9 protein-coding genes are annotated in these 7,619 nt (G+C 52.5%); 5 read left to right on the top strand and 4 right to left on the bottom strand.

Annotated elements, in window-relative coordinates; genetic code table 11:
* Nucleotides 1–27: 27 nt before the first annotated feature.
* Complete coding sequence (locus A0127_RS10065; RefSeq protein WP_062390791.1) at nucleotides 28–1,020, top strand: AIR synthase family protein; 993 nt, start codon at nucleotides 28–30, stop codon at nucleotides 1,018–1,020.
* On the opposite strand, the gene A0127_RS10060 is transcribed toward A0127_RS10065, so the two are convergent.
* Nucleotides 1,021–1,419 carry a M67 family metallopeptidase gene (locus tag A0127_RS10060; protein ID WP_054841501.1) on the bottom strand — a complete coding sequence of 133 codons (399 nt, stop codon included), beginning with the start codon at nucleotides 1,417–1,419 and terminating at the stop codon, nucleotides 1,021–1,023.
* Nucleotides 1,416–2,285, bottom strand: a complete 870-nt coding sequence (locus A0127_RS10055) for a type I restriction endonuclease (protein WP_062390936.1) — start codon at nucleotides 2,283–2,285, stop codon at nucleotides 1,416–1,418. The genes A0127_RS10060 and A0127_RS10055 overlap by 4 nt, the downstream gene beginning before the upstream one ends.
* A 61-nt stretch (nucleotides 2,286–2,346) precedes the next feature.
* Between A0127_RS10055 and A0127_RS10050 the strand changes: the two genes are divergently transcribed.
* Genes A0127_RS10050 through A0127_RS10040 form a run of 3 tightly spaced genes read left to right on the top strand, consistent with a single transcriptional unit; the run spans nucleotide 2,347 to nucleotide 5,070 of the window.
* Entirely contained in the window at nucleotides 2,347–3,162 is an 816-nt protein-coding gene (locus tag A0127_RS10050; RefSeq protein ID WP_156471206.1) for a class II glutamine amidotransferase, read from the top strand.
* A complete protein-coding gene (locus tag A0127_RS10045) occupies nucleotides 3,152–3,562 on the top strand; it encodes a CBS domain-containing protein (protein ID WP_062390787.1) in 411 nt (136 codons plus the stop codon). Before A0127_RS10050 ends, A0127_RS10045 begins: the two co-directional genes overlap by 11 nt.
* A 5-nt stretch (nucleotides 3,563–3,567) precedes the next feature.
* A complete protein-coding gene (locus tag A0127_RS10040; RefSeq protein ID WP_197463609.1) occupies nucleotides 3,568–5,070 on the top strand; it encodes a metallophosphoesterase family protein in 1,503 nt (500 codons plus the stop codon).
* Here A0127_RS10040 and A0127_RS10035 read toward each other — a convergent pair.
* Nucleotides 5,067–5,939, bottom strand: coding sequence for a 2-phosphoglycerate kinase (locus A0127_RS10035; RefSeq protein ID WP_062390786.1), 873 nt, complete (start codon nucleotides 5,937–5,939; stop codon nucleotides 5,067–5,069). The two genes, A0127_RS10040 and A0127_RS10035, sit on opposite strands and share 4 nt — an antisense overlap.
* On the bottom strand, nucleotides 5,936–7,234 hold the full coding sequence (locus A0127_RS10030) for a CobW family GTP-binding protein (RefSeq protein ID WP_062390784.1): 1,299 nt from the start codon (nucleotides 7,232–7,234) through the stop codon (nucleotides 5,936–5,938). The genes A0127_RS10035 and A0127_RS10030 overlap by 4 nt, the downstream gene beginning before the upstream one ends.
* A 124-nt stretch (nucleotides 7,235–7,358) precedes the next feature.
* On the opposite strand from A0127_RS10030, the gene A0127_RS10025 reads away from it, so the two are divergent.
* Nucleotides 7,359–7,538, top strand: a complete 180-nt coding sequence (locus A0127_RS10025; protein ID WP_054841497.1) for a hypothetical protein — start codon at nucleotides 7,359–7,361, stop codon at nucleotides 7,536–7,538.
* The last annotated feature ends 81 nt before the right edge of the window (nucleotides 7,539–7,619 follow it).

Genomic DNA, 7,619 nt, shown 5'->3' with positions numbered 1-7,619 from the left:
TAAATGGATAAAAACGGGTGATTGAGGATGCTCCCACCAGGAAAGATACCACCAGAGGTGCTTGAGAAGCTTTTTAACAAACTTGGTGCGAGCGACCCCAGGGTTCTGCTCGGCCCTGGTAAGGGAATAGATTTTGGAGCCGTAGACTTCGGCGAGAAGGTCTTGGTAGCCTCAACCGACCCAATAACTGGGGCAGTCGAGGACATTGGCTTCTACGCGGTTCATGTCAACGCAAATGACGTCGCCGTTGCGGGAGCGAGGCCAAAGTGGTTTTTACTCACGATACTCCTGCCTGAAGGGTCTAACGAGAGACTTCCGGAGAGGATAATGGGCGAGATTGACAGGGAGGCAAAGAAGCTTGGTGTAGCGATTATAGGGGGCCACACTGAGGTAACGCCTAACCTCGACAGACCGATAGTTATCGGGACGATGCTCGGTGAGGTTGAGAGGGGAAAGCTTGTCAGGCCCGATGGGGCAAAACCCGGCGACGCGATAGTCATGACCAAGTGGGCCGGCCTGGAGGGGACTTCAATAATAGCACGGGAGAAGGGGGAAGAGCTGGCAGGGATATTCGGGAAGGACTTCGTTGAGAAGGCAGCCTCGCTTATAGACTACATCAGCGTCGTTCCTGAAGCAATTCTGGCGGCAGAGTTTGGTGTCAATGCCATGCACGACCCGACGGAGGGGGGAATAGCCAACGGCCTCCACGAGATGGCGGATTCAGCCGGTTTGGGATTCAGAGTTTTCCCCGACAAAATCCCCATAAGGGATGAGACGAAGGCTATCTGTAAGTACTACAGCCTGAACCCACTAGCTCTCATCGGTTCTGGCTCTCTCCTTATAGCGGTGAGCAGGGATCGTGCAAAGGCCCTCGCTGAGATACTCCTTTCGAGGGGGATAAACGCGGCCATAATCGGCGAGTTCCTAGCGGAAGAGAAGAGGGTCGCAGTGGTCAATGGTGAAGGACGGCCCTTCCCGAGGCCAGAAACAGACGAACTGTGGAAGGTCTTTGAGGGATAGTTACCTTATTTCAACTTCCAGTTCTTTCAATTCACCGTTTTCAATTGTCCAAGCACGAAATTCTCCCGAAGGAGTCACTATGAGCCAGACGTTTCGCCACAGGTTCATGCCCTTGAGGTCTTTTCCGGAGGGCATGGGCGGACATTTGAGGTGGGAGTGAAAGATACCAACGATTTCAAGTCCTTTCTCTTCAGCTTCGTCCAGAACCTCTGCAATTTCCAGAGGGTCTATCTCAAATTCTACCGGCGAGTTAAGCCTGTTTCGGGTCTCCCTAGCTTCTTCCACGGTCAGGGTATTTCCCACCTTTCTGCCAAGGAGGAAGCCGCAGACTTCTATGGGACTTTTCTTAGCAAGTTCAATTATCTTGTGAACGTCCTTTTCATTCATAACGAGCTTCATAGCTCCACCGCCAGCTTAAGTCCTTCGTCCTCTTCGATTCCCCGGAGGATCGTGAGTATCTTCTCCTCGGGAATGTCCGCACTGCTCAGGAACCTTTTTACCTTCCGAACTTCCTCGGCCTTTCTGCCCCCTGAGCGGGCCTCGAGGTAGTCCAGGACAGCTAAGAGAACACCTTTGGGTGTCCTGTCACCCAGAGGAACGGGCTTCCATCCATCCTCGTAGATATAAAGGGCCTTCACAACTTCCCCACCGCTTAAGGCCGAAACAGGCAATAAAGCCGGGCCCCTTGCCTGCAGGTAGTGGAGGAGGGAATCTCCTGAAAAGCCCTCAGAAACAAGCGCACCGTAGGCTGTCTCCAATGCCTTCAGAAGAATCGCCAGCTTCTCCACTTTTGGCAGGTTCTCCTTCGAGAACAGGGAGAGCTTGAGAACGGCCCTCTCCAGAGGTTCCTCCTCAAGGTTTACGACGAAGAGAACCCTGTCTTTCAGCGAAGTCCCCTCCGCAAAGGCCTTCAGGGCTATCCATACTGCCCCGTTGCTCAGTATCCCGTACTTAACCCCCCTGCTGAAGCAGTACCTTGCGAGCTGTCTCAGTGGTTCGTCCCTCTTCAGAATGTTAACGCCGAGGTTTTTAGCTTCAAGGAACGCCACTGTCTCACCGTTCAGGAAGAGCGCATAGTCTGCCCTTCCATCCTCGGTTCTCTCTTCCGGCCGGACTTCCTCGGGGTTGTTCCAATCCCAGCCGAGGGCCGTCATTATCTCCCCGATGAGGTGCTGTTTCACGGCCTCTTCATTTTTCTCGTAGAGGGAGCGGTGTTTGCCAATGCGGGACATTACAGTCAGCACTGCACTCTCAAGCCCTTGCATCATGGCTCAGACTCATCTCATGACCTAAAAGCTTTTGTGGTCTGATGCCGTAAAACATGCGGTGAGTGAAAATATGTGCAGAGTACTCTTTGCCCGCGGTAAGGGGCATGACGTCGCCCCCCTTTTTGATGCCCTAGTAAAATCCGCCCAAAAAGACCCGTATAGGGAGAAGAGGAACAAGAAGACCCAACACCCCGACGGCTGGGGGTACATCCTTCTGAAGGAAGAAAACGCCACACACTACAGATCGGTTCTGCCGGTATTCAACGACCCCCATGCTGAGAACCTGCTTAATTCCCTCATAGAAGACGATTCTGAAGTCGTGCTGATGGCCCATGCCAGGGCCGCTTCGCAAGGTGGAAAGACGCTCTTTAACGTCCAGCCGTTCCAGTTCTCCACAAAACACGGTTTCTCCTTCTGGTTCATGCACAACGGCGATCTGGACAAGGAAGCACTCATCTGGAAAGCGGGGTTTAAGGGAGAAGAGCTAGTCAATGCCTCGGACAGCTACGTCTTCGCCACGTATCTATCCAAAACCATAGATAACACCACCCCCAAAGAGATTTCCAGGAGGTTCATACTCGGACTCGAAACTACCAGAACCACCCTGAACACAGGGACTCTGTTTTTACTGCCCGATGGGAGCTGGAGCGCGTTTATAACATCCTACATGGTGAACAAGTACGCGCACAGCCTCGATGACTGGAACTACGCTAGGCTCATAGAGCTCAAGAACAACGGCCTGTATGCAGTGGCCTCATCCACGCTGGAGCTGTACCATGAAGCCCGGTGGAAGACACTCAACAACGGAACTGCTATTTCAATAAGCGGAGATAAACTCGAACGCTTCTCGCTGGGTGATGCCTGTGGACCTTAGGGCGCCCATAAGGGTGTATATGACTAAAAAGTTGATAGGAGTGAGGCCCGACGACACGGTGAAGAGGGCAGGGGAAGTAATGGTCGAGTTCGACATAGGCTCTCTCGTCGTGGTTAATGATGAGGGCAACGTTGTGGGGTTCCTAACCAAGGGCGACATAATCAAGAGGCTCGTTATCCCGGGCTTACCGAACACCACCCCCGTAAAGGAGATAATGACAAAAGACCTTGTAACCGTGCCCTCAACTGCCTCCGTAGGTGAAGTCCTTGACATACTATCAAAGAAGGGCATCAAACACATTCTCGTCGAGGAGGATGGGAAGATAGTGGGTATATTCTCGATAAGCGACCTCCTTGAGGCGAGCAGGAGAAGGCTTGAAACGGCCATAGCCGCGGAGTGATGGGTATGATACGGATAGCCCACATAAGCGACACCCACATCACCAATGAGGGAGCCTTTAAGGGCTACGCCTTCGACCTCATCGTCGAGGAGATCAATCGAGGCAACTTTGACTTCGTTATCCATACAGGAGATATCACCAATCAGGGACTTCGAGAAGAGTACGAGCAGGCGGCCTATCAGCTCAAGAAAATCCAGAAGCCGCTAGTTGTTCTGCCGGGCAACCACGACGTCAGGAACGTGGGGTACAAACTCTTTGAGGACTTTATCGGTCCTCTCAACGGAGTCTATGAGTTCAGGAACGGCGTCGTCATCTGGGTAGACTCGACGATACCAGACCTGAGCGATGGACGGATAGGCGGCCACAAGTTCCGCTGGCTGAAGGAGAGGCTTGAGGAATATTCAGACAGGAAGTTCAAGATCGTCGCTGCCCACCACCACCTCGTTCCGCTTCCCGATACGGGGAGGGAGAGAAACGTCCTGTTCAATGCAGGAGATGTTTTAGACCTCCTCCTACGGCATGGGGTTACCCTCTACACCTGCGGCCACAAGCACGTGCCCAACGTTTACCGCGTTGAGGACTTAGTCATAGACAACGCGGGATGTACATCGTGCAGGAAGACTAGGAAGGGCGACGTGAACAGCTACAACATAATAGAGCTCTACGACGACGGCAGGGTCAGGGTGACCATAAGACGCGTTACTGGAGACGAGGCTGCAAAGGAGCACAAGCCCGTAAAGCCCAAGATATTCGTGCCCTCCGGAAGGAGGCTTTTTAGGATAGTCCAGATGAGCGAGAGCAACGTCTCTGACAGGGTCTACTTCAGGAGAAAGACCCTTGAGAACGTTGTCAGGATGATCAACGAGAGGCTGAAGCCCGACCTGGTGGTGCACAACGGGGACATGGTGGATGCAGGAATTGAAAGGTACTATGAGAAGGCCTATGAGTACTACCAGCTCGTGAAGCCTCAAAAACTCCTCGTCCCGGGTCACAACGATATAACATACCTCGGGCACGAGCTCTTCCAGGAGTACTTTGGGGAACCAGAAGTCCTCGAACTAGGAGATATTGCCATCATTCCGGTTCTCAGCGCCCAGTACGAGACGCCGATCGGTGTTGTAGGAAGGATGGGGCAGAGGAAGCTCAGGAACGCGCTCAGAGAATACGAAGGCAAGTTCAGGATAGTGGTCATGCACCACAACGTCATTCCCATTCCAAGGAGCAGGGAGATAGGCTTCCTCGAGGATGCTGGGGACGTCCTGAAGGTTCTGACCGATGAGGGGACGGAGCTGGTCCTTACTGGCCACGGCGGAAACGCCTTCGGAGTGAAGATAGAGAACACTCCAATAGTCAACGCTGGATCGGTCAGCTGGGAGCTCCACAGGAACCCGTTTGGAAACAGCTTCAACCTGGTTGACATTTATACGAACATGGTAGTCGTCTGGGAGGTGCAGTCCACGTGGGGCAGCAGGAAGCTCCTCGGGATTTGGAAGAGGAAAAAGACCTAAACTCCCTTTTCTTCCAGCTTTTTCATCATGTCAGCGAGAATCGTGGAAACGGTGCTCTCAAGCTCCACGTTCTCAATAACGGGGATTCCATGCTCTCTTGCCCGCTCAACAAGGTACTCCTGGATGCGCATTATCCTGTCCACGTGTTTAACGTACTTTTCTGCGTTCCTCTGGGAGTATCGGGCGCGCTCGTAGAAGTGGGCTATGAGGTGCTCTTTCTTCAGCACCGCGATTATGTACATAAACTCGTCTTCTCTTGGCTCAACAAAGCCGGGAACGACGTGGATGCCCTCTATCAGGGTGTTTAGACCTTCCCTCCTTGCTCTCTCGAGGACGGCCTTTATTCCAACTGAAACGTGCTTAACCTGGGTCTCAAAGCCGTAGATGAGCGGGTCAGAGTTTCTGGGGGCTTTTACTACATTTTCGGCAAGGAAGGAAGAAACGTGGATGTCTGGGAGAAGCTCCTTGGCTATTATTTTCCTCATAACCTCCCTTATCGTGTCAGTCCCGATTATGCTCCGTATCCCAAGCCTGAAGGCCAGCTCGGTCGCTATCGTGGACTTCCCAACTCCGGTTGCTCCGCCAAGAAGAACCGTCAGCCTGACCTTTCTCTTCCTCAGCTCGCGCCAGAAGAGATACCTCTTAGCCTCCTCTCTAAGACCTTTTTCAAGGAGCTTCTGGTATGTCAGTTCCCTTATCTCGTCGGTGGTTACCGACTTCTTCCCCTTCCGTTCGAGCTCCTTCTGAACCTCAGTGGCTATGGCGTAGGCTATACCCACATCTATTCCAGCGAGCGTTATAGAGCGTGTGAGTATACCCCTTGAGAAGGGGAGCCTAACCCTCCTCTCACTGTCCGTTACTATAATCATGGTCTCCTCCCCAGGACTCTTTTTCCAAGCTCCAAGACTGATTTCCTCAGGTCTTTGCCGTCTATATTCACGGGTTCGTTGTCAAGGTATATAACCCCGATGCCCCTCTCCAGCGCCCACTTCGTCACCACATCAACGGCCGCCGCCTTGAGCTCCACCGCCACGGCATCGATACCTCTAAACTTCTCTAGGTCTTCTCTCAGCTTCAGCCTGTTCGATAGGTTTCCTGAAGTTGCAACGACCTCTGCCCCAAGCTTCTCAAGGTGTTCCTTAGCCTTGGGTAATGCGCTCTGAGATGTCATGACTAAACCGAGCCTTTTGCCAGAAACCTTGCCCAGGGGCCTTGGAAGGAACGCCGTGAAGTGCAAATCAGCTTTTGGGTTTATTTTCTCAACGATTTTTCTGATTTCTTCTCTCTTCTCAGGGCTTATTTCGTCGGACATGGTTACGACTATCAAGTCTGCGAGAGCTATTCTAAACGGCCCGAAGTAGCCCCGCAGGAACTCCGTTTTCTGCCTTCCGCCGATTATGAGAATGTACGCATCAGCCCTGTAGGCTGGGAACGTTGCCCCGCTTCCCTCGAGGATTATGAGGTCATGGGGAAGGCTCTCAGCGAGCTCAACACCTCTGTCCACAACGTCAAAGAATGGGAAGCCCGCCATTCCACCGCCACATCTCCGGCAACCGATGGTCGTCACCCCTGAAGTCAAAGCGTCCTCAAAGTGATCCGAGGCAGCATGTTTCCCTTCCTCCGCTACTTTGAGAAGGAACTGGGGGGTTATCTCAATTTTCTCGCCGTCTATGAGTTCGGGCTCTTCAGGGCCTCCTCTGCCCATCGTCACGATGACCGGGCGTGCAACTTCTTTGAGGGTTCTCGCCACAAACCCGCTAACAGCTGTCTTTCCAACCCTCTTCCCTGTTCCTATGATTGATATGCTTGGCTTTCTGGGTTTCTTTAGTGGTTTCGGCGTGAAAGTAAAATCGGCTCCCCTGTAAGTAACCCCTAGGAACATGCAGAGAGAAGCTATTCTAAACCGGTCTTCGTACGTCAGGACTGGTTCGTCACTTAAATCGACAACTTCATTAGCGTCGTTCTCGATGACCGCTCTCTTGAGTGAATCCAGATAGTTGGGAGAATGGTATAGAGGAACGCCGATTTTTTCCTCGAGCGCCTTTAAACTGCCTATCTTCTCTGTTCCTCCTAAGAAAACAGCACAGCAGACATCACCAAGCTTCTGAATTGCCCATCTAGTAACATCTGGATAGTGTTCGCCGTCTATGAGAACGACCCTCATCCGCTCACCGAGATAAGTACTCCCTAATCTGATTTAATCTTTTCTGGGGCTCAGAAGAGGAAGAGTTATAAAGGTCAAAGGTGCACAGTTATCGGCCTCAAAGGCCAATAAGGAGGTGTTAGCCATGGCTGAGATGCTTGTTAAGTCCAAGGTTAAGGAGTTCGTCAAGAGCGTCGACCCCGAGATGAGGGTCAGCCCGGAGTTCTACGACGCCCTCGAGGCTGAGGTCAAGGCCCTCGTCGAGAAGGCCATCAAGAGGGCCCAAGCTGAAGGCAGGAAGACCCTCTACACCAGGCACGTTTGAAGTCTCTGCCCCTTTTCCAGTTTTCTCTTCTTGATTTTCGATTGGAGCAGTTCTTCTCCCACATACAAGATCCTGAGCGGA

This window comes from Thermococcus peptonophilus (assembly GCF_001592435.1).
In the GTDB taxonomy this organism is placed as follows: Archaea; Methanobacteriota_B; Thermococci; order Thermococcales; family Thermococcaceae; genus Thermococcus; species Thermococcus peptonophilus.
The sequence above is the reverse complement of the archived record's forward strand: the minus strand, read 5'-3'. Positions and strand labels throughout refer to the sequence as shown.

Coding starts and splice junctions, on each gene's coding strand:
- A0127_RS10065 (WP_062390791.1), top strand. CDS start 28: ATGCTCCCACCAGGAAAGATACCACCAGAGGTGCTTGAGAAGCTTTTT.
- A0127_RS10060 (WP_054841501.1), bottom strand. CDS start 1,419: ATGAAGCTCGTTATGAATGAAAAGGACGTTCACAAGATAATTGAACTT.
- A0127_RS10055 (WP_062390936.1), bottom strand. CDS start 2,285: ATGCAAGGGCTTGAGAGTGCAGTGCTGACTGTAATGTCCCGCATTGGC.
- A0127_RS10040 (WP_197463609.1), top strand. CDS start 3,568: ATGATACGGATAGCCCACATAAGCGACACCCACATCACCAATGAGGGA.
- A0127_RS10035 (WP_062390786.1), bottom strand. CDS start 5,939: ATGATTATAGTAACGGACAGTGAGAGGAGGGTTAGGCTCCCCTTCTCA.
- A0127_RS10030 (WP_062390784.1), bottom strand. CDS start 7,234: ATGAGGGTCGTTCTCATAGACGGCGAACACTATCCAGATGTTACTAGA.
- A0127_RS10025 (WP_054841497.1), top strand. CDS start 7,359: ATGGCTGAGATGCTTGTTAAGTCCAAGGTTAAGGAGTTCGTCAAGAGC.